At 73.3% G+C, this 18,000-nt stretch carries 14 protein-coding genes; 6 read left to right on the top strand and 8 right to left on the bottom strand.

Annotated elements, in window-relative coordinates; translation table 11 throughout:
- Nucleotides 1-94 precede the first annotated feature (94 nt).
- Together AC2XR2_RS20450 and AC2XR2_RS20445 are read left to right on the top strand one after the other, a co-directional pair.
- On the top strand, nt 95-478 hold the full coding sequence (locus AC2XR2_RS20450; RefSeq protein ID WP_020140317.1) for a cold-shock protein: 384 nt from the start codon (nt 95-97) through the stop codon (nt 476-478).
- On the top strand, nt 478-927 hold the full coding sequence (locus AC2XR2_RS20445; protein ID WP_449352756.1) for a hypothetical protein: 450 nt from the start codon (nt 478-480) through the stop codon (nt 925-927). Before AC2XR2_RS20450 ends, AC2XR2_RS20445 begins: the two co-directional genes overlap by 1 nt.
- On the opposite strand, the gene AC2XR2_RS20440 is transcribed toward AC2XR2_RS20445, so the two are convergent.
- The 4 genes from AC2XR2_RS20440 to AC2XR2_RS20425 form a co-directional block, all read right to left on the bottom strand.
- Complete coding sequence (locus tag AC2XR2_RS20440) at nt 920-1,783, bottom strand: 1,4-dihydroxy-6-naphtoate synthase (protein WP_449352757.1); 864 nt, start codon at nt 1,781-1,783, stop codon at nt 920-922. The two genes, AC2XR2_RS20445 and AC2XR2_RS20440, sit on opposite strands and share 8 nt — an antisense overlap.
- On the bottom strand, nt 1,776-2,417 hold the full coding sequence (locus AC2XR2_RS20435) for a futalosine hydrolase (protein WP_491515930.1): 642 nt from the start codon (nt 2,415-2,417) through the stop codon (nt 1,776-1,778). Before AC2XR2_RS20435 ends, AC2XR2_RS20440 begins: the two co-directional genes overlap by 8 nt.
- A gap of 19 nt (nt 2,418-2,436) precedes the next feature.
- Nucleotides 2,437-2,940, bottom strand: coding sequence for a hypothetical protein (locus AC2XR2_RS20430; RefSeq protein WP_330266106.1), 504 nt, complete (start codon nt 2,938-2,940; stop codon nt 2,437-2,439).
- Between the two features lie 62 nt (nt 2,941-3,002).
- Entirely contained in the window at nt 3,003-4,346 is a 1,344-nt protein-coding gene (locus AC2XR2_RS20425; protein WP_381299672.1) for an MFS transporter, read from the bottom strand.
- Nucleotides 4,347-4,728: 382 nt separating this feature from the next.
- Between AC2XR2_RS20425 and AC2XR2_RS20420 the strand changes: the two genes are divergently transcribed.
- On the top strand, nt 4,729-5,655 hold the full coding sequence (locus AC2XR2_RS20420; RefSeq protein WP_381299671.1) for a DUF3027 domain-containing protein: 927 nt from the start codon (nt 4,729-4,731) through the stop codon (nt 5,653-5,655).
- Between the two features lie 10 nt (nt 5,656-5,665).
- On the opposite strand, the gene AC2XR2_RS20415 is transcribed toward AC2XR2_RS20420, so the two are convergent.
- The 4 genes from AC2XR2_RS20415 to AC2XR2_RS20400 all read right to left on the bottom strand — a co-directional run bounded on the left by AC2XR2_RS20415 (nt 5,666) and on the right by AC2XR2_RS20400 (nt 11,435).
- The gene (locus AC2XR2_RS20415; RefSeq protein WP_381299670.1) at nt 5,666-6,631 is read right to left on the bottom strand and encodes a CU044_5270 family protein; all 966 of its coding nucleotides are present in this window, start codon (nt 6,629-6,631) and stop codon (nt 5,666-5,668) included.
- Nucleotides 6,624-7,241, bottom strand: a complete 618-nt coding sequence (locus AC2XR2_RS20410) for an RNA polymerase sigma factor (protein ID WP_381299669.1) — start codon at nt 7,239-7,241, stop codon at nt 6,624-6,626. The genes AC2XR2_RS20415 and AC2XR2_RS20410 overlap by 8 nt, the downstream gene beginning before the upstream one ends.
- A 163-nt stretch (nt 7,242-7,404) precedes the next feature.
- Nucleotides 7,405-7,827 carry a hypothetical protein gene (locus tag AC2XR2_RS20405; RefSeq protein WP_449353641.1) on the bottom strand — a complete coding sequence of 141 codons (423 nt, stop codon included), beginning with the start codon at nt 7,825-7,827 and terminating at the stop codon, nt 7,405-7,407.
- Nucleotides 7,827-11,435, bottom strand: coding sequence for an ALF repeat-containing protein (locus tag AC2XR2_RS20400; protein ID WP_449349134.1), 3,609 nt, complete (start codon nt 11,433-11,435; stop codon nt 7,827-7,829). Before AC2XR2_RS20400 ends, AC2XR2_RS20405 begins: the two co-directional genes overlap by 1 nt.
- Nucleotides 11,436-11,868: 433 nt before the next feature.
- Here AC2XR2_RS20400 and AC2XR2_RS20395 point away from each other — a divergent pair, with 433 nt between their 5' ends.
- From AC2XR2_RS20395 to AC2XR2_RS20385, 3 genes are all read left to right on the top strand, one after another.
- Nucleotides 11,869-12,372, top strand: a complete 504-nt coding sequence (locus AC2XR2_RS20395; protein ID WP_449349135.1) for a hypothetical protein — start codon at nt 11,869-11,871, stop codon at nt 12,370-12,372.
- Nucleotides 12,372-14,579 (top strand): trypsin-like serine protease, encoded by a 2,208-nt coding sequence (locus AC2XR2_RS20390; protein ID WP_491515929.1) that lies wholly within the window; start codon nt 12,372-12,374, stop codon nt 14,577-14,579. The genes AC2XR2_RS20395 and AC2XR2_RS20390 overlap by 1 nt, the downstream gene beginning before the upstream one ends.
- Nucleotides 14,580-14,802: 223 nt before the next feature.
- On the top strand, nt 14,803-17,949 hold the full coding sequence (locus AC2XR2_RS20385) for a sacsin N-terminal ATP-binding-like domain-containing protein (RefSeq protein WP_491515928.1): 3,147 nt from the start codon (nt 14,803-14,805) through the stop codon (nt 17,947-17,949).
- Nucleotides 17,950-18,000 lie beyond the last annotated feature (51 nt).

Raw genomic sequence — 18,000 nt, 5'->3', positions numbered from 1 at the left:
GCCTTGGTACCGGCGGGTCCCGACGACCCGCCCCAGTGCTATCAAGAGCCGTTTCAGAAGCAGTTTTCCGACGAGTACGAGGACGAGGACAGACGTGCCTACCGGCAAGGTCAAGTGGTTCAACAGTGAGAAGGGCTTCGGCTTTCTCTCCCGTGACGACGGCGGTGACGTCTTCGTCCATTCCTCGGTCCTCCCCGCCGGAGTCGAGACACTGAAGCCCGGACAGCGGGTGGAGTTCGGAGTGGTCGCCGGGCAGCGTGGCGACCAGGCCCTCTCGGTCGCCATCCTCGACCCCACGCCCTCGGTCGCGGCGGCCACCCGCAAGAAGCCCGACGAACTGGCCTCCATCGTCCAGGACCTGACGACCCTCCTGGAGAACATCACGCCGATGCTGGAGCGCGGCCGCTACCCCGACAAGGCGGCGGGCAAGAAGATCGCCGGCCTGCTGCGCGCGGTCGCCGACCAACTCGACGTGTAGTGAGCGAGGTTCGGGCCGAGGAGCCGTCCGCCCAGCTGCTGGAGCGCATCCGGCGGCAGCGCCGGCACACCCTGGAGCTGCTCACCGTGTGCGCCGTGGGCCTCGTCCCGTGGACGGTCCTGCTGGCCTTCACGCTGCCGAGCGGCTACACGGTCCGTCAGTGGCGCACCACCTGGGTCGGCTTCGACGTCCTGCTCCTGCTCGCCATGGCCGCCACGGCCGTCCTCGGCTGGCGCCGCCACCGGGCGGTCGTGGTGGCGGCCGTCGCGACCGGGGCCCTGCTGCTGTGCGACGCGTGGTTCGACGTGTCGCTGGCCCTGGGCACCCCGGACGTGTGGTGGTCGGTGGCCCTGGCGGTGTGCGTGGAGCTGCCGCTGGCGGGCTTCCTGATCCACCGGGTGCTGGGCATGCTGAAACTGGCCCAGTGGCCGCAGCAGCCCGTCAGGTGAACGACAGCGCGTCCGGCCCCAGGGCCGGCACCAGCCCCTCCGCCGCCGCGCGGGTGAGCAGCCCCCGGACCGCCGCGTAGCCGTCCTCGCCCAGGTCGGCGGTGAACTCGTTGACGTACAGGCCGATGTGCTGGTCGGCGACGGCGGGGTCCATCTCCTGCGCGTGCGCCATGACGTAGGGCCGCGAGACCTCGGGCGCGTCCCAGGCGGCCCGTACGGAAGCGCGGATGGAGTCGGCGAGCGAGGACAGCCTCTCCGTTCCCAGCGACCGTTTGGCGATGATCGCGCCCAGCGGGATCGGCAGCCCGGTGGTGGACTCCCAGTGCTCGCCCATGTCGGCGAGCTTGTGCAGCCCGTAGTTCTGGTACGTGAACCGGGCCTCGTGGATCACCAGTCCCGCGTCGACCTGCCCGTCCCGCACGGCCGGCATGATCTCGTGGAACGGCATCACCACGATCTCCCCGACCTTGCCCTCCAGCACGTCCGCCGCCCACAGCCGGAACAGCAGATACGCCGTGGACCGCTCGGACGGCACCGCGACCCTGCGGCCGGTCAGCTCCACCCCGGCCTCCCGGGTGAGCACCAGCGGCCCGCAGCCCCGGCCCAGCGCGCCCCCGCACGGCAGCAGCGCGTACTCGTCGAGGACGTACGGCAGCACGGCGTACGACACCTTCAGCACGTCGAACTCACCGCGCTCCGCCATGCCGTTGGTGATGTCGATGTCGGCGAAGGTCACGTCCAGCGCGGGCGCCCCGGGGACGCGGCCGTGGGCCAGCGCGTCGAAGACGAAGGTGTCGTTCGGGCAGGGCGAGTACGCGATCTGCAAAGGCTGCGAAGGCTGCGAGGACTCAGTCATGCTGCTTCCAACTCTCCAGTACGGGCGCCAGCTTCCCGAAGCCCTCCGTCAGGGCCGTGAGCGCGTCGCCGATGCGCCAGGCGGCCCGGTCGCGGGGCCCGACCGGGTTGGACACGGCGCGGATCTCCAGCACCGGCAGATCCCGGGCGACGGCCGCCTCGGCGACCCCGAAGCCCTCCATGGCCTCGGCGAGGGCGGTGGGGTGGCGCTCGCGGAGGGCGGCGGCCCGGGCGGCCGTGCCGGTGACCGTGGAGACGGTCAGGACGGCCCCGACCCGGGCTCCGGTGGCGGCCGCCGCCTCCCGTACGAGTGCTTCCGGCGGACGGTGACTGACGGCCCCGAAGCCCAGCTCGGTCACCGGCACGAACCCGTCCGCGGTCTCGGCGCCCAGGTCCGCCGCGGTGATCTCGTCGGCGACGACGAGGGAGCCGACCGGGGCGTGCGGTGCGAAGCCACCGCCGATGCCGGCCGAGACGACGAGGCCGTAGGGGGCGGCGGCGAGGGCGGCTGCGGTACGGGCGGCGGCCCGTGCGGGCCCGACGCCCACGGCGAGGCAGTCGATGGGTGCCCCCGGCAACGCGCGGGCCACCGCGTCCCGTTCGGCGGGGACGGCGGTGGCCACGAGGATGCGCATCAGGTACGGCTCCGACGGATCAGTAGTCGGCGTTCTCCAGCTTGAAGTTCCAGACGCCCTTGTGTTCCTTGCTCTGGCCCGAGGTCGTCTTGTCCTGCTCGACGATGCTGATGTACAGCGTCTTCTGCGGGGCCTGGCCCTGCTGCTGGGCGAAGAGGTCCACCCCGTCGAAGGCGTAGTACGTCTTCTTGTACGCGTACGTCATCTGCTGGCCGTTGATCCACAGCGCCCAGCCGGTGTCCGCGATCTCGGGGTCGACGCCGACGCGCAGGGTCTCGCTCTGCGGGACCTTGATCGTCTTGACGTCGGACTTCTCCAGGGCGCACTTGGTGGCCTTCGCCTGGCCGAGGTCCTTGCCGTCGTCGTAGCAGGTGGCCTCGGAGCTCACCGAGGTCGAACCGACCGTGACGGTGACGCGCGGCGTCGGCTTGTCGCAGGCCGACAGGACGAGCAGTCCGGCGGAAACGAGGCCGGCGGCGGCGACGGCGCGGCGGCGTCGCACTACGGATTGCAGCGTGGTCATGGCGGAAGGCTATCGGGCGGGTACAGCGGTCCCTCTATGCGGGGTGCGGCGAGCCCTGTTCGTTACGCCACTCGCGCCCGGGGCCCGCTGCCGTGCCGGGCCGAGGCGATCAGCCCCTTGGCGGTGGCCAGCCAGCCCGCGGCGACCACGGCGGCGGCCACCGAGAGACCGAGGTAGCCGTTCAGGGGCATCACGATGCCGACCGCGCCGCCGAACACCCAGGACACCTGGAGCAGGGTCTCGGAGCGGGCGAAGGCGGAGGTGCGGACCAGTTCCGGCACGTCCCGCTGGATCAGCGCGTCCAGGGACAGCTTGGACAGGGCCTGCGCGAAACCGGCGACGGCCGCCAGACACGCCACCAGGAACGCCCCGAAGAAGATCGCCGCGGTGATCGCCGCGCCCAGCACGATGGCCACCACCGTCACGATGATGATCTCCGGCGCCTTCGACTTCAGCCACGCCCCGACCGCCGTACCGAGCGCGTTGCCCGCGCCCGCCGACACCGCCACCAGGCCCAGGGACACCGCCGCGCTCTCGCCGGTCAGGGGGTGCTCGCGCAGCAGGAAGGCGAGGAAGAAGGTGAGGAAGCCGGAGAGCCAGCGCAGGGCGGCGTTCGCGCCGAGGGCGTGGGTGACGGCGGTGCCGACCGTGCGCAGCCCGGGGCGCTTGACCGGCTTGAGGTGCGGGCCGTGCAGATGTGCCTCGTCGGCGGCGAGCAGCGCCACGTCCTCGCCCTTGGCCGAGTCGACCTTCGGGGGCAGCGAGAACGACAGGAACGTACCGGCGATGAAGATCACGAAGGCGCCGTAGAGCGGCCAGCGCGGTCCGATGGCCTGGAGCCCCGCGCCGACGGGTGCCGCGATGCCGGTCGCGAGGAGGCCGCCGAGGGTGACGCGCGAGTTGGCCTTGACGAGGGAGAAGCGGGGTGGGAGCAGACGGGGCACGACCGCGCTTCTGACGACGCCGTACGCCTTCGAGGCCACCAGTACGCCGAGGGCCGCCGGATACAGCTCCAGACTGCCGGTGGCGACCGCCCCGGAGATGATCAGCGCGAGCATCGCGCGGGCCAGCATCGCGCCCGCCATGGCCGCGCGGCGGCCGTGCGGCAGGCGGTCCAGGAGCGGGCCGATCACCGGCGCGAGGACCGTGAAGGGCGCCATGGTGATGGCGAGGTAGAGCGCGACGCGCCCGCGGGCCTCGTCGGTCGGCACCGAGAAGAACACCGTCGAGGCGAGCGCGACGGTGATCATCACGTCCCCGGCGCCGTTGACGGCGTGCAGTTCGATCAGCTTGCCGAGGCCGGACTCGCCCGCGCCGTGCGCGTGGGTCGCCTTGCGGATCCCGCGGGCCGTACCGGTGAACGGGAAGTGCAGGGCACGGCCCACGGCACGGACGGACCCTGTCATCCGGCCCGACCCGCCACCGATCCCGGTGGCTCCCTGGGGTGTCCTCGTGGCTGCCACCCCGTCATAGTGCCCCGAGAAAGCTGTGAGTAGTGCGGTTACCGCGCGTATGAACGCATATGAAGCGCCTCCTGGGCCCCTCCGGGAGCAACGAACCATCACGTCGGTGTAGGCCGAGCGGCGGCGAACAGGTAGCGTGCGTAGCGCGCCGTGGCGAACGTTCTCGGCCGCGCGCCTCTCGGACATCCCGCAGAATGGATTCCAGCAGGTGCGCCCGAGCGCGATCGGGCGCGGACGTCGACGCGGTCCTTCGGTCCGCTCCGTCCGCACCCACCGCCTTCAGGCCGGCGCACCCGAGTGACGGCGTAGGAGAGAAGCGATACCTGTGAGCGCAGCGACAACGCGAAGCCGCACCCCCGACCGCCAGTGCGCCGAGGCCGTCGACCTCGCCCGCGCCGCCGCCGAGGAGGCCGCCGCGCCCGGGGTGGTGGGTGAGCACGCGGGCCTGGTCTCCGAGGGCGATCGTGTCGTCACGCACTTCTTCGAGTGCAAGGAGCTCGGCTACCGCGGCTGGCGCTGGGCCGTGACGGTGGCGCGCGCCTCCCGGGCCAAGACCGTCACCCTGGACGAGGTCGTCCTCCTGCCCGGCCCGGACGCGCTCCTCGCCCCCGAGTGGGTGCCCTGGAGCGAGCGCCTGCGCCCCGGCGACATGGGCCCCGGCGACCTGCTGCCCACCGACGCCGAGGACCTGCGCCTGGAGCCCGGCTACACCGGCGAGGACGAACCGCTGCCGAACGCGCCGGTCTCCGAGGAGATGGCCGAACTGGTCGAGGCCGAGGACGCGGAGCTCACCGCGGGCACGCCCTCCCACCTCCCGGTCGTGCCGTCCCGCGGTTCGATCGCCTCGGTCGCCGAGGAGCTCGGCATGCGCCGGGCCCGGGTGCTGTCCCGCTACGGCCTGCATGTCGCCGCCGACCGCTGGGAGGACTCCTTCGGCGCGAAGACCCCGATGGCCCAGGCGGCCCCGGCGCCCTGCGTCAGCTGCGGCTTCCTGGTCCCGCTGGGCGGCTCCCTGGGGCAGGCCTTCGGTCTGTGCGCCAACGAGTTCGCCCCGGCGGACGGCCGCGTGGTCTCCCTGTCGTACGGCTGCGGCGGCCACTCGGAGGCCGCGGTCATGCCGAAGCCGCCCCAGCCGGCCCCGCCGGTGATCGACGAGACCCGGGTGGACCCCTTCCCGCTGCGCCCCGCCCGGGACTCCGGCTCGGTGCCGGAGACCGCGGACGAGGCGGCGGCGGAACTGGGCCACTCGTAGGGCCCTCGGCTCAGGGGCGCTGGAACACGCGGTCCACGACGCCGCCGGCGACGACGTACTGCGACTGGTCGTAGACCTTGGTCCCCTGCTTCGCCGTGGCCCGCTCACGCAGCCCCAGGTACTGGTACGTCTTCGCGTCGAAGAGCAGCGTTCGCCCGCCGTCCTTCCAGGAGGTGCCGGGCGGGCCGACGACGTACCGGACGCCGATGGCCGTGTGGCCGTTGAACTCGGTCCGGCCCGGCAGCACCTTGACCCCGGGGGCGGTGGCGAGCGCCTCGAACGCCGCGGAGCGCAGTCCCTTGGGCAGGACGGAGTGGCGGAGCAGTCCGGAGAGGAAGATCTGGACCATCGGCCACTCGTCGGCCGTGGTCGGCCGGCCGTAGTCCGGCTTGCCGCCCATGTCGCGCAGGGTGGCCGTCAGTTTCCGCGGGTCGGTCGGCAGTTCCTTCAGCTCGGACCACTTGGACGGCGGCCAGGTGCCCTGCCCCGGCTTGAACTTCGGCACCCACTGCTTGTAGCCCAGCTCGCTGACGTAGCCCTTTTTCGACCCGTCGACCGAGCTCCAGCTCTCGTCGACCCACTTCTTCACGGGGCCGCCGGAGACCGGCCTGCGCTCGACGACCTCCTTGGTGTAGATGAACTGGTCGTCGCGCGGGGCGACGGGCTTCTCGGTGCGCAGGGCCTCGGCCGCCGCGCCCCGCAGCACGGTGGCCGCGCTGACCGTCCGGGTCCGGGGCTCCTTCTCCCCGGTGTCCTGGGCGACCACCACGGTCGCGGTGACCGCCGCCGCGGCGACACCGGCCACGGCGATCCGCAGCAGCGGACGGCGGCCGACGGCGGGTGCGGTGGGGGCGGTGTGTACGGCGGCGGGAGCCTGCATCGCCTGGAGGAGGCGGGCGCGGGCGCGGGAGCGGGCGGCGTCCGTGAGCGGGGGCTCGTCCGCGTCCCACTCCCTCAGGAGCTTGAGCTCATTCATCGTCGGATTCCTCTCGAAGTGCGGTCGGATCGGATCCGCCCAATGCCTCACGGACTTTTCTGCGGGCCCTGTGCAGCCGTGACCGGACCGTCCCCACCGGCACCCCCAGGGCGGCCGCGACCTCCTCGTAGCCGAGGTCGGCCCACGCCACCAGCAGCAGCACGTCCCGGTGCCGGGCGGGCAACCGGGCGAGGGCACCGGCGAGTTCGCGTCGGAGGGCCTGTGCGCTGACCCGTTCCGCCACCCGGTCCGCGACCGCCTCCCCGGGCGCCCCGCCGGGGGCGGGGGAGGGCAGCCGGCTCAGCGCCTTCAGCCGCCGGGCCTCGGCACGCCGGTGCCGGCCGATGAGGTTGGTCGCGATGCCGAACAGCCACGGGCGGGCGTCGGTGGACTCCGTGCGGTACCGGAAGCGCTGCTGGAACGCGGTGGTGAAGGTCTCCGCCATCACGTCCTCGGCGGCTTCCGCACCGAGGCGGCGGGCCGCGTACCGGTGCACCGAGTCGGCGTGGCGGTCGAAGAGCACGGCGAACGCCTCGGGCTCGTCCCACGACCGTTCGATCACCGAGGCGTCACTGTCCTGCCCCACGCTGACGCCTGGTTGGACGGTCATCGGGGCTCCTTTCGTCGCTGTGGCGCTGAAGCTCGGGCTTTCACCGGTACTTCGCCGCTCACGGGGATCCGGTTCCCTCGCGGAGCGCGTCCCCTCCGTGGCGCACGAGTGAGCCCCGCCGTCGGGGGACGGCGGGGCTCAGAGTGGGTGGCGCGCGGTGAGGTCAGTTCATCCAGTCCGGTGACTCGGCACCGGTGAACCTGTTCCACGCCAGGCAGTAGGCCCGGGACTCGGGGCCGAGGTCCGGCCAGAGCGGTCGCAGGTCGGTGCCCCGGTCCCCGGCGGACAGCACGGCCTCGAAGAAGCCCGTCGTCACGGCCGTGGCGTCGGACTCCGTGCCCGAGACCTGTACCTCCTCCAGTACGCGCAGCACCTCACGGCGCTGCGTCGGGCTCAACTCGGCCGCGTGCTCGGCGAATGCGCGGCCGAGCGTGCCGAGCCGGACGGTGAGCGGCGGGACGTCGTCCGGGTCCGCCCCGTCGGCATCGGCACCGGGGCCGCGCCAGGCGGCGAGTTCCGACGCGTCCGCCGCCGCCAGCACCTCGCCGACGGCCAGCAGTTCCTGGTACCACGCTGGGGTCGTCATCACAGTCCGTTCAGGGCGTTGAGCATGTCGCGAATCAGGTTTTCCGCCGCGGCCCGGTCGCCCGCCGCCGCCGTCGGATTCTTCGACAGCCAATTCTGCAGGTACGTGATGGCGTCCTTGGCCTTCTGCGAATGCGTCCGGCCACCCACCGTCACACTGTTGGCGAGCTCCAGGCGGACCGCCGCGGCCGTGCTGCCGCTGCCGATCTGAGCTCCCGGACGGTACAGCGTGTCGACGAACTTGGCGAGCGTCGAGTCCTGGACGTACGGCTTGGCCATCTCCTTGCGGAGGATGTTCTTGTACGCCTCGTGCAGTGCCGAGCTCTGGGCCACGTTCCACATCGGGGGCTTGACCTTGATGCCCACCTTCTTGCCCAGGTTGCGGAAGAGCTTGGCCAGGCCGGAGCCGATCCCGTTCTCGTACAGGATCATGGCTTCCGGGGAGCCCTCGAGCATCGACAGCAGCTGCGTGCCGCAGGCGGCGCGGTTGTTGTCGTCGACGAAGGGGCGGTTGTCCTCCCAGTGGCAGAAGGCGGCCAGCAGCATCAGGCCCGCCTGGTCGCTGTCCTCGACGCCGCCCCACTGGATGGAGCCCGCCCAGTCGCCCAGCCACTGGTCGAACTCCCAGGCCAGGTCCACGCACTTGCCGTAGCCCTGCTCGGCGGGCAGTGCCACGCCGTTGAGGTAGCAGACGCCGTCGAACTCCAGCAGTACCGAGCCGTTCTCGTACTCCTTGAGGCCGTCCACCGTGCCGGCCCCGGAGCCGCCGGGAGCGGTGTCGGCCTCGCGGCGGGCGAGATCCTCCTCCAGCTGCTTCTTCGCGGCGATCTCCAGTGCCTCGGAGGCGGCCTTCGCCGCCGCCGCGGCGTCCTGGAGCGCCTCCAGGGCGCTGAGCCGGGCCTGCTCGGCGTAGCCGTAGGCGAGGTTCGCGTAGGTGCGGGCCTGCGCCGCCGAGGAGGCCGCCTGCCGGGCGGACTTCGTCGCCGAGGCCGCGGCGCTGCTCGCCCGGTCCGCGGCAGCCCTGGCCTGCTCCGCCGACTTGGCCGCCTCGGCGGCGGACGCGTCCGCCCTGCGCGCCGACTCCGCCGCGTCGTCGGCGTACCCCTTGGCCTCGGCGGCCGACTTGTCGGCCTTGTCCGCCCAGCCGACCGCCTCGGCGGCGGCGTTGCGCGCCAGTGCCGCGGCTTCCGAGGCGTCGGCCGCGTTCTTGTGGGCGTCGGCCGCGATCTGCGCGGCGCGGGCGATCACGCGCTGCACGCCGGCCACGTGGGCGTCGGTCTCGTGGTCGAGCTTCGCCGACCGGTACCGGACGGTGCTGACGTAGTCGCGGAGCATCCAGGTGGGGCCGGCCAGCGCCACCTCGGCGGTGGCCTTCTGGACCGGGCCCCCGGTGTCCAGCAGCCGCAACGTGTCGGCCCTGTCGTCCTCCTCGCGGGCCTTGTACTGCCCGGCCGCCAGGAAGTCCCGCAGCGCCGCGGTGGTACCGGCGTCGACGGCCGCGGAGGCGGCGGCCTTCACCGCGGGCCCGCCGGCCTCGGAGATCTGCAGCACCTGGATCCGGTAGCTGTCGGCCTGCACCTCGTGCTGGCCGGTCTGCAGGAACGCGACCTTGTCGCTGTGCGTGCCGGCCAGCGCGGTCTCGGCGGGTGCTTGCAGGCCCGCGATGCCGCTGTCCGCGAGGTTGGCGACGCGGGCCGAGTCGTCCTGCTCCTCCGCGACGGCCCGGTTGGAGCTCAGCCACGCGAGGACGTCCTCCGGACTGCCGGACAGCGCGTCCGAGGCGGCCTGCACGGTCCACGGACCACCGGTCGTGAGCAGGTTCAACGCGGCCTTGCGGCCCTTGGCCACGGCGACAGCGCCGTCCACCCCGGCCGCCGTGGCATCCGCGATCAGCTGCTTGGTCTCCGCGTCCCGCTGCTGCGCCTCGACCTGCTCCCAGTGCAGCTGGACCTGCTCGGCGTCGTCCCGCTTCTTCTCGGCCTCGGCGGACAGCACGCCTTCGTCCCGGTCGTGTGCGAGCTGCTCCTGCTCGGCGGTGCGGGCGGCGTCGTAGACCGCCTGCGCCTTGGCGACGGACGAGGAGGCCAGTTCGGCGGCGGCCAGGGCGGCGTTGGCATGGGCGGTGGACTTGTTGGCGTAGTCGATGGCCTTGCCCGCGTTCGCGGCCGCCTCCTCGGCGGCCTTCGCGGCGGCGTCGGCGTGGGCGGCGGCCGCGTTGGCCGCGGCGTTCGCCTCCCGGGCCGCGGTGGCGGCCTTGGCAGCCATCGTCTCGGCGGTGGCGGCGGCCCGACGCGCGGTGGCCGCGGCCTCCCGGGCCTCGGCGGCGGCAGCCGCCGCACGGCGGGCCTGAGCCTCGGACACGTTGGAGTGGGCGGCCGCCTCGGCGGCGGCGGTGGCAGCCGCGGCGGCGTGGTCACCGGCGCGTACGGCGGCCTTGCCCGCCTCTATGGACTCCGCCACCGCCTCCGCGGCCTTGAGCGAAGCGGTCGCGGCGGTACGGGCCTTGGACGCGGCGCTCTTGGCGGCGCTCGCCGCCACCCTGGCCTCCTCGGCCCGGCCGGCGTCCTTGGAGGCGGCGGTCGCGGAGCTGTAGGCCCGGGCCGCGGCGTCTCCGGCCGCGGCGGCAGCCGACGCGGCCGCGGCCGCAGCGCTCGCGGCGGTGCGGGAGGCGGACGTCGCACGGTTCGCGGCCTGGATCGCGGTGCGGGCGGCGGTCGCCGCGGCGGTCGCCGCGTCCGCGGCACGGCCCGCGGCGCTGGAGGCGGCCTGGGCGGAGTCCTGCGCGGCCGCGGCCTCGGCGGCGGCACGCTGTGCGGCCTTCTTGGCCTCCTCGGCGGCCTGGACGGCTCGCTCCGAGGCCTCCTTGGCGGCCGCGGTCTCCTTCTTCGCCCTGCTGCCGGCCTGCTGGGCCACTACGGCGAGCTCGGAGACCGTCAGCATCTCCTGGTCCCGGGCCCGCGCGGTGTGCTGTCCGCTGTCCAGGAACTCGTGGATGTCGGCGGCGCCACCCTCCAGCGCCTCCATGGCGGCCTGCTTGACCAGCGGTCCGCCGACGTTCATGACGGCCAGGGCCTCGACCCGCTCGTCCTCGGCGACGGCCTTCGCGAGACCCCCGGTGAGGAACGTCTCCAGGGCGTCAGTGGTCCCGGCGTTCAGCGCCGCCTGCCCGGCCTTCTGGACGGCACGTCCGCCGGTGTTCACCTCGCGCAGCACAGCGACCCGCAGGTCGTCGTCGTTCGGTGCCTTCCAGCCGCTCGCGAGGAAGGCGCTGATGTCCTCGGCGGTGCCGGACAGGGCCTGCTGCGCGGCGGCACGGACCCCGGGGCCGCTCTGGTTCATCAGGGTCAGGACCTGGAAGCGGTCGTCCTCTTCGGACGCGATCCGCAGCCCTGTATCCAGGAACGCCTTCACCTGGGCGTCGGAACCGGTGAGCGCCTGCTCCGCGGCGTCCCGGGTCGACCGGCCGCCGACGCGCCAGGCGGCGAGGACCTCGGCCCGCTCGGTGAGGGTGGTCCCGGTCTCGGTGCCGGCGCTCTCGGTCGACGTGGCGGCCTCGGCCGCCGTCGTCCCGAAGAGGGTGGCGGCCATGACGAGTGCGGCGACCGCCATACCGCGTCCGGGGGACCCGGACCGTCTGTACGGCCTTCTGATGGTCAGCATTCCGTCTGCTTTTCCTCTCCCGTTGAAATTCGCGAATGCAGGATCACACAGATATGTCGCCGAATTAATTCGGGGTGGCAAACCCGCCTGCTTTGTCCATCACTTCGACGGGATCGATGTCATCGAGTTGTTTGCACTGTTTGCACACGATGTTCACCGGGAGGTGGCCCAGTTCACACGGCGTGCCAGGCGTTTGTGGGGCTTTTGGTGGATTTACGAGCTGGACAAAGGTCAAGTAATGAGTTTGCATAGGTCGGCCAAAGGCCGGGCTCTGATTTGTTTTTCGACGGGGGTATCGGGGGGCCGGTTCTACGCGCAGCCTTCACTCCCGTCGTGGCCTCTTTGTTCCGGACGACAAACGGAACCGACGACTAGGACTTTGATGAAGGCACGTAGCGCGATTGCGCGCATTGTGGGCACCGCCGTGGGCGCGGGTGCCCTGGCATGGCTCGTGATGGCAGGCACCCCGGCCCCCACCGGCGACGCCTCCACCGCCGTGGCCGACGAGGCCCCCGGCTATGCCGTGGAGGACTACGACTACCCGGGGGCCGACAAGGTCCTGGCGGAGCAGGGCATCACCCTCAAGCGGGGCGACGGCCACATCGTCCTCGCCGACTGCGCGAGCCAGACCGGCTTGCTGGAGGTCTGGGCCCGCAGCCAGGACAGGATCTGCTTCCGCGTCACCGGCAACTCGGGCTGGCTGACCCTGGAGATCCCGTCGGTCTACGGCATCAAGGGCAACGCCTACTCGACCGAGGTCGACATGACCGTCGCCGAGGAGCAGACGTCGTACGACATCGACAAGAACGCCTGGACCGCGGTGGGCGAGAGCGCGGACGAGCAGGGCCGCGAGTTCATGCTCGTGGAGATCAGGAGCACCAAGTGATGCGACTCAGCAGGCCCCTTCGACACTCCGCGACGGCTGTCGCCCTGATCGCCGGGCCCCTCGCGCTGTGTGCCGCGCCCGCGTCCGCCGGCACCGGTCCCGCCGCGACCGACACCAGCTTCGCCTACACCGCGCAGCTCGACGTCGGCGGCAACACCCGCGGCTGCTCCGGTGTCCTCGTGGCCACCGACTGGCTGCTGACGGCGGCCAGTTGCTTCGTCGCCGACCCGGCCGCCGGCCTGGCGGTGCCAGCCGGCAAGCCCGCGCTGAAGACGACCGCGACCATCGGTCGCACCGACCTCACCGGCACCGGCGGCGCGGTGCGCCAGGTCGTGGAGCTGGTGCCGCGCACCGACCGCGACCTGGTCCTGGCCCGCCTGAACCGGCCGGTCACCAATGTCGCTTCCGTCACCCTCGCCACCACCGCTCCCACCGCGGGCGAGGAACTGCGCTTCGCCGGCTACGGCCGCACGAAGGACGAGTGGGCGCCGCTGAAGCTGCACACCGGCGCCCTCTCCGTGGACGCGGCTGCCACCGCCACGGCCACGGTCACCGGCAAGGACGGGGTGGCCGCGTGTGCCGGTGACGCAGGCGGCCCCGTGACCCGCGTGGTCAACGGGACGCACCAGCTGGCCGGCCTCACCAGCCGGTCCTACCAGGGCGGTTGCTTCGGCATCGACTCCGCCGAGACCCGCACCGGCGGAATCGTCACCCGCGTCGACGACCTGGCCTCCTGGGTGAGCGCCAGGACTGCCGCCGCCCGCGTCACCGACTTCAACTGCGACGGCGTCCAGGACATCGCGATCGCCGACCCCGAGGCCGCGGTCGGCGGAGACGCCAAGGCGGGTCTCGTGCGGATCGTGTACGGCGGCGGCAAGGGTGTCCTGGAGGTCAACCAGGACCTCGACTGGGTCTCCGGCGGCGCCGAGGCCGGTGACGCGTTCGCCACGGCCATCGCCACCGTCGACTACGACGAGGACGGCTGCACCGACCTGGTCGTCGGCACCCCGGGCGAGGACGTCGACTCGGCCACCGACGCCGGCATGGTGGACATCCTGCACGGCGCGACCGGCGGTCTCGGCACCGGCGCCAAGAAGGACACCCACTTCGAGCAGGGCGCGGGCACCGGCTCGCTGGCCGCCTCCAGCAGCGAGAGCGGCGACCGCCTGGGCCACGCGCTGGCCGCCGGGAACACCGCGGCGGGCGAGCCGTTCGTGGTGATGGGCGTGCCCGGCGAGGCACTCGGCTCCATCGCCAAGGCCGGCAGCGCGATCTACCTGCACGGCACCACCAACATCGCCGTCAACCAGGAAGCCACCGGGGTGACCGGCGCGGCCGAGGCGAACGACGAGTTCGGCACCAGTGTCGCCGCCGACTCCAACCACATCGCCATCGGGGCGCCCGGCGACGCCATCGGCTCCGACGCGGACGCCGGCAACCTGGCCGTCTTCTCGCACACGCTGAACTCGGAGAACCGCCCGACCCCGCGCTTCGGCCTGGACCAGGACCTCGACACCGTCTCCGGCGGCGCCGAGGCCGGTGACCTGTTCGGCCAGTCCCTCGCCCTGGTGCCCTACCGTCCCTCGGGGGCCGCGGCGGCGACGGAGTCGATCCTCGCGGTCGGCGCGCCCGGCGAGGCGCTCGACGTCGACGGCGTGTCCAAGGCCGGAGCGGGCCTGGTGCTGACCTTCAGGATCACGGCGGCGGGCACGTACACCCAGCTCAACAACTACTCCTCGGGCACCGGCGACGACGACGTCTCCGGCACCTCCGAGACCGGTGACCACTTCGGCGCGGCCCTGGCGGCCGTCAACACCACGCCGGGCGCGGTCAGCAGCACCGCGACGATGAAGCTCGCCGTCGGCATCCCGGACGAGGCCATCGGCACCACCGCGAGCGCGGGCGGCATCAGCACGTTCTCCCTGCTGGGCACCCCCGGCGCCAACGACCGCTGGATCGAGGCCGGCGACGGCGACGGCATCCCCGGCACCCCGGGCGCCGGCCAGCGGCTGGGCAGCAGCCTCCACTACACGGGCACGAGCCTGTACGTCGGTCTGCCCGACGGTCCGTCTTCGTACGGCACCCTGTACGCGCTGCCCCTGTCCAACGTCACCGCCGGCGGCACGGTCGCCGCGGTGACGACGTACCAGCCCGGCACGGGCGGTCTCCCGGCAGCGGGCGTCGCCTTCGGCCGCGCGGCACGGTGAGCCGGGCGCGACCCAGTCGTGCGGCGGCACGGTGAGTCGCGCGGCACGGCAGCCGTGATCCGGCAGGCCGTGTCGGCGTGAACCCGCGGACGGGCGGTGAGGTGGTCCACCTCACCGCCCGTCTTCCGTCACCGGGGCCCCGCCTCACCGCCCGAACCCACCCAGGGTCAAGCACTCTCCTCCTCGCGGTACCTTCAACGTCACGCCGATGAGGAGAGTCAACGTGAGCAAGTTCGTGCGGCCCGCCGCCGAGGGTGCCGACCCGTTCGGGACCGCCCGGCTCAGGCGAGGTGTGCTGGACGCCTGGGCCACCAGTCCCGCCCGGTTCAGGGAGGACGCCAACGCCGAGGAGGACCTCGTCCTCGGCGGGTACCGGGACCGGCTGGTCGTCGAGCTCGCGCAGAACGCGGCCGACGCGGCGGCCCGCGCCGGGGTGCCCGGCAGGCTCCGGCTCACCCTCCGCGAGGGCGTGCTCTTCGCCGCCAACACCGGCGCCCCGCTGGACGCGGCCGGCGTCGAGTCCCTCTCCACCCTGCGCGCCTCCGCCAAGCGCGAGCCGCAGACCGGACCGGACGCGACGGACTCGACGGACGGGGCGGTCGGCGCCGTCGGCCGCTTCGGCGTCGGCTTCGCCGCCGTGCTCGCCGTCACCGACGAGCCCGCCGTCGTCGGTCGGCACGGCGGGGTCCGCTGGTCGCTGGCCGAGGCCCGCGACCACGCCGCCGACACCGCCCGCCACAGCCCCGGCCTCGGCGACGAGATCCGCCGCCGCGACGGCCATGTCCCGCTGCTGCGGCTGCCGTTCGCCGCCGAGGGCACCGCGCCCGACCCCTACGACACCGTCGTCATCCTCCCGCTGCGCGACCCCGCCGCCGCCGACCTCGCCGAGCGCCTCCTGCACGCCGTCGACGACGCCCTCCTCCTCGCCCTGCCCGGGCTCGAGGAGGTCGTGATCGAGACGGACACCACCCGCACGATCAGCCGCCGCACCGACGGCGTCCTCACCGTCGTAGAGGATTCCCGCGACGGCACGACCCGGTGGCGTACGGCGTCCGCGCACGGGCCGCTCACCCCCGAACTGCTCGCCGACCGGCCCGTCGAGGAGCGGCTGCGGCCGCACTGGGCGCTCACCTGGGCCGTGCCCGTCGACACCGACGGCACCCCCGCGCACCCCCGCACCAGCCCCGTCGTGCACGCCCCGACCCCCAGCGACGAACCGCTCGGTGTCCCCGCGCTGCTCATCGCGTCGTTCCCGCTGGACACCACCCGCCGGCACACGGCACCCGGAGCGCTCACCGACTTCCTCGTGCAGCGCGCGGCCGACACCTACGCCGGACTCCTCGCGGACTGGCGGCCGGTGGGCGAGGGCATCATCGGGCTCGTGCCCGGACCGCTCGGCAAGGGCGAACTGGACGGCGCCCTGCGCCAGGCGGTCCTGGAGCGGCTGCCGCGGACCTCCTTCCTGCCGCCCGCGCTCGAACCCACCGACGACCTCCCGGAGACACTGCGCCCGCGCGAGGCCGAGGTCGTCGAGGGCGCCGGCGCCGACACCGTGCGGGTGCTCGCCGAGGTACTGCCCACCCTGCTGCCCGCCGGCCTCGAACGGCGCGTGGAACTGCGGACCTTGGGCGTGGCGCGGATCCCGCTCACCGACGCCGTGGACCGGCTGGCGGGCCTGGAGAAGGACCCGGAGTGGTGGCAGCGGCTCTACGACAGCCTCGCGGGCGTCGACCCCGACCGGCTCTCCGGCCTCCCCGTGCCGCTCGCCGACGGCCGTACGACCATCGGGCCCCGGCAGGTGCTGCTGCCCACCTCGGACGGGCCCCGGATCGACCCGGAGATCCTCGCCCGGCTCGGCCTCAAGGTCGCCCACCCGAGCGCCGCGCACCCGCTCCTGGAGAAGCTGGGCGCGCTGCCCGCGACACCGCGCGCGGTGCTCACCACGCCCCAGGTGCGAACCGCGGTGGCCGCCTCCCTGGACGACGACGGGGGCGTGAACTGGGAGGAGGACACCCCGGACGCGGAGGAACTCGCCGACGCCGTCCTGGCGTTGGTGCGGGACGCGGGGCTCGAACCCGGCGACGAGCCGTGGCTCGGCGCGCTCGCCCTGCCCGACGAGGAGGGGGAACTGGTCCCGGCCGGTGAACTCGTGCTCCCGGGCAGCCCGTTCGCCCAGGTCATGCGTGAGGACGAACTCGCCTTCGTGGACGCCGAGCTGGCCGAGAAGTGGGGCGAACAGCCCCTGGCCGCCTGCGGGGTGCTCGCCGACTTCGCGCTGGTCCGCGCCACCGACGTGGTCCTCGACCCCGACGAACTGGAGCCCCGCGAGGGCGACTTCGCCGAACCGGACGACGCCGGGCTGCTGGACGCCGTGGACGTGTGGTGCGAGGACATCCTCGACCGGTTCCCGGACACCCCGGTGCCGCCGGTCGCCACCGAGCTGATCGCCGTACGCGATCTCGACCTCGTCGACGAGGACAAGTGGCCGCAGGCCCTCGCCCTGCTGGCCCAGCCCCCGCTGCGGGACGCGCTCACCCAGCAGGTCCGCATCCTGCTGCCGGACGGCACGCACGAGGTCGTACGGCCGTACACCGCCTGGTGGCTGCGCGGAAACCCGGTGCTCGACGGCCGCCGCCCCGCCGGACTGCTGGCCGCGGGCGGTGACCCGCTGCTGCGCGGCCTGTACGACGAGGCCGACGCGACCGGGTTCGACGACGAGCAGGTGCTGCGGGCGCTCGGGGTGCGGACGTCGGTGGCCGCGCTGCTGGAGGAGCCGGGTGGCGCGGCGGAACTCCTCGACCGCCTGGCCGATCCGTCCCGGCCGGTCACCGCAGCCCAACTGCACGCGCTCTACGGCGCGTTGGCCGACCTGGACCCCGAACAGGTCACCCTCCCCGACGAGCTGCGGGCCGTGACCGACGGCCGGGTCGAGGTCGTGGACGCGGCGGACGCGGTGGTCGTCGACTCCCCGGACCTGCTCCCCTTCACGGAGGGCGTCCCGCTGCTGCCCGTCCGCCCGTCCCGGGCAGCCGAGTTGGCCGAACTCTTCCAGGTGCGCCGCCTGAGCGAGTCGGTGACGGGTTCGGTGGACTCCGAGGGCACGGAACACGACGTCCCGGAGTCGGTACGGGTCCTGCTGGGCGCGAGCACCCCCTCCTCGTACGTCGAGCACGAGGAACTCGTCGTCGACGGCGTGGAGATCGACTGGCGCCTCACCAGCGACGGCGTCCTGCACGCCGCGACCCTGGAGGGCGTGGCAGCGGGCCTCGCCTGGGCGTCCCGCCAGTGGCCCCGTCGCTTCGAGGTGGCAGCCCTCCTGGAGGACCCGACCCGCACGGAGGAACTGGCGAGGGACCGCTGGTTCGACTGAGCGGCTCAACCGGCGCTGGGTTCCAGGAAGTACGCGTAGTTCTCCAGGTCG

The sequence above is a fragment of the Streptomyces sp. LS-MS-L19 genome, from assembly GCF_058382285.1.
This window is presented reverse-complemented; position numbering and strand designations above follow the sequence as displayed.

Bases quoted from the DNA above. Each gene is read 5' to 3' on its own strand.
- AC2XR2_RS20440 (WP_449352757.1), bottom strand. From the start codon at position 1,783: ATGACTGAGTCCTCGCAGCCTTCGCAGCCTTTGCAGATCGCGTACTCG.
- AC2XR2_RS20435 (WP_491515930.1), bottom strand. From the start codon at position 2,417: ATGCGCATCCTCGTGGCCACCGCCGTCCCCGCCGAACGGGACGCGGTG.
- AC2XR2_RS20430 (WP_330266106.1), bottom strand. From the start codon at position 2,940: ATGACCACGCTGCAATCCGTAGTGCGACGCCGCCGCGCCGTCGCCGCC.
- AC2XR2_RS20425 (WP_381299672.1), bottom strand. From the start codon at position 4,346: ATGACAGGGTCCGTCCGTGCCGTGGGCCGTGCCCTGCACTTCCCGTTC.
- AC2XR2_RS20415 (WP_381299670.1), bottom strand. From the start codon at position 6,631: ATGAATGAGCTCAAGCTCCTGAGGGAGTGGGACGCGGACGAGCCCCCG.
- AC2XR2_RS20410 (WP_381299669.1), bottom strand. From the start codon at position 7,241: ATGACCGTCCAACCAGGCGTCAGCGTGGGGCAGGACAGTGACGCCTCG.
- AC2XR2_RS20405 (WP_449353641.1), bottom strand. From the start codon at position 7,827: ATGACGACCCCAGCGTGGTACCAGGAACTGCTGGCCGTCGGCGAGGTG.
- AC2XR2_RS20400 (WP_449349134.1), bottom strand. From the start codon at position 11,435: ATGGCGGTCGCCGCACTCGTCATGGCCGCCACCCTCTTCGGGACGACG.
- AC2XR2_RS20395 (WP_449349135.1), top strand. From the start codon at position 11,869: ATGAAGGCACGTAGCGCGATTGCGCGCATTGTGGGCACCGCCGTGGGC.
- AC2XR2_RS20390 (WP_491515929.1), top strand. From the start codon at position 12,372: ATGCGACTCAGCAGGCCCCTTCGACACTCCGCGACGGCTGTCGCCCTG.